The sequence below is a fragment of the Cellvibrio sp. genome (assembly GCF_053579595.1).
Genome location: NZ_JBRFPI010000525.1, coordinates 1 through 2,346, shown reverse-complemented (window position 1 = coordinate 2,346; position 2,346 = coordinate 1). Strand labels below are relative to the sequence as shown.

3 protein-coding genes are annotated in these 2,346 nt (G+C 47.2%); 2 read left to right on the top strand and 1 reads right to left on the bottom strand.

What is annotated here, in order from left to right; genetic code table 11:
* Positions 1-1,414: single-stranded-DNA-specific exonuclease RecJ (gene recJ, locus ACWA6V_RS20690; RefSeq protein ID WP_449524256.1), on the top strand; the 1,414-nt coding region annotated here is incomplete at its 5' end.
* A 22-nt stretch (positions 1,415-1,436) separates the two neighbouring features.
* Here the strand turns inward: recJ and ACWA6V_RS20685 are convergent.
* Positions 1,437-2,063 carry an arylesterase gene (locus ACWA6V_RS20685; RefSeq protein WP_449524255.1) on the bottom strand — a complete coding sequence of 209 codons (627 nt, stop codon included), beginning with the start codon at positions 2,061-2,063 and terminating at the stop codon, positions 1,437-1,439.
* Positions 2,064-2,144: 81 nt separating this feature from the next.
* Here ACWA6V_RS20685 and ACWA6V_RS20680 point away from each other — a divergent pair.
* Positions 2,145-2,346, top strand: a 202-nt coding sequence (locus tag ACWA6V_RS20680) for an ATP-binding cassette domain-containing protein (protein ID WP_449524254.1), incomplete at its 3' end; no start/stop codon positions are given.

Genomic DNA, 2,346 nt, shown 5'->3' with positions numbered 1-2,346 from the left:
CTTTGAATTTGGTTACGGCTTAACGCCAGAAATTGTTGCTGTGGCAGCCGCGCAGCAACCGGATGTCATCATCACCGTTGATAACGGAATCTCCAGTATTGACGGTGTACTTGCCGCGCGCGAGTTGGGTATAGCGGTGATCGTAACTGATCACCATTTGCCCGGTAGCGAATTGCCGGAAGCGGACGCCATTGTTAACCCCAACCAGCCAGGCTGTGAATTTCCGAGTAAAAATCTTGCCGGTGTCGGTGTTATTTTTTATGTGATGAATGCGCTGCGTGCCGAGCTGCGCCAAATGGGTTGGTTTGAAGAGAGCGGGATTACCGAACCTAATATGGCGAGCTTTTTGGATTTAGTAGCACTGGGCACAGTTGCCGACGTAGTGCCATTGGATTACAACAACCGTATTTTGGTTGCGCAGGGTTTGCAGCGTATTCGCGCGGGTGTTTGCCGTCCGGGAATTAAAGCGATGCTGGAAGTATCCGGCAAACAAGCCAATAAATTAGTGGCCAGTGATTTTGGTTTTGCGCTGGGGCCGCGCTTAAATGCAGCGGGTCGGTTGGATGATATGTCGCTTGGTATCCAATGTTTAATGTGCGAGAGCGAAAATCTCGCGCGTGAAATGGCGGCGCAGCTCGATGAGTTAAATCGCGATCGTAAAGCCATTGAAACGGGTATGCAGCAAGAAGCCATGACTATGCTACAAAAAGCCTTGCAGGCCGACGCAGAGAGTTTGCCTTGGGGTTTGTGTTTGTTTGACGAAACCTGGCATCAAGGTGTGATAGGTATTTTGGCTTCGCGTATAAAAGATAAATACCATCGCCCTACGATTGTGTTTGCCGATGCAGGTGAGGGTGATATCAAAGGTTCCGCGCGTTCGGTTCCGGGTTTTCATATTCGCGATGCATTAGATGCAGTTGCTGCACGCCATCCTGAATTGCTACAAAAATTTGGTGGCCATGCAATGGCGGCGGGCATGAGTTTAACGCGCGCTAATTTTCCTGCATTTGCGCAAGCGTTTGATGATGAGGTTCGTCGCCAGTTAACAACAGATGATTTGCGAGCGGTGGTCGTCAGTGATGGTGAGTTGGCCGTGCAGGACTTTTCGTTGCATATTGCCACTCAATTGCGCGAGGCAGGGCCCTGGGGGCAACATTTTCCCGAACCGGTCTTTGATGGCGAATTCTATTTGGTGCAGCAAAAGTTGGTGGGTGAAAAACATTTGAAAATGACCCTCGCGCATGATGCACAAGGGCAGCAACTAATAGATGCGATTGCCTTTAATATAGATCCAACACGCTGGCCTAATTCACAAGCGAAAAAAGTGCGTGTGGCTTATAAATTGGATATCAACGAATTTCGTGGCAATACCACAGTACAATTACTTGTTGATTATTTGGAGTTGGCTGAGTAGTTGCGCTGCCGGTCCTTTCAGCTCAGGGCAATAATTTTTCCAGTTCGGGCAACACATTTTTTACGATAATCGGCTGTGCTTCGGCGGTTGGGTGAATCCCGTCGCGTTGTACTAGTGATTCATTTCCACCAATTCCCTCCAATAAAAAAGGAATTAATCCCAGCTCATTTTGTTCGGCGAGCTTGGGATATAGTTCTTTAAATTGATTGCTGTAGCGCGCGCCATAATTGGGCGGTATCTGCATACCTGCAAGTAGTACTTTTGCCTCAATTTTTTTGCTGGCACCGATCATTGATTGTAAATTTTTCTCCAGTAATTTTAATGGTTGGCCGCGCAGGCCATCGTTGCCACCTAGTTCCAGAATCACGATATCCGGCTTGTGCTCAGCAAGTAATACAGGTAGGCGAGTGTTGCCGCCAGAACTGGTTTCACCACTAACGCTGGCATTAATGATCTGTATTGCATGTTTTTTCGTTAGTTCTTTCTCAAGCAGATTTACCCAGCCTTGTTCTATATCTATGCCATAGCCTGCACTTAAGCTGTCACCCATCACCAATATTTTTGTTGTCCCTGCTGTTTGGTTTTGTGCAGAGGCGAGACTGGTGACAATTGTCAGGAGTAAAAACAGGTAAATCTTCAGTTTGTACATGGTTATCAAAATCCTATGCCAATAGAATGGAGGTATTCGTGTTTCATCAAGATTTTTTGCTTCACTAAAGGTTACTCAATTATGTCTGCTGTTGCTATGGTTCAAGCGAATTCAGTCACCAAACAGGTTAATACGCAAGAGGGTAATTTAACGATCCTTCATCCGATTTCCATCAGCGTATTGGCCGGTGAGTCTATGGCTATTACAGGGGCATCGCGATCGGGTAAATCTACCTTGCTGGGGATTCTCCCTGGTCTGGATGTGCCCAGTAGCGGCGAGGTAA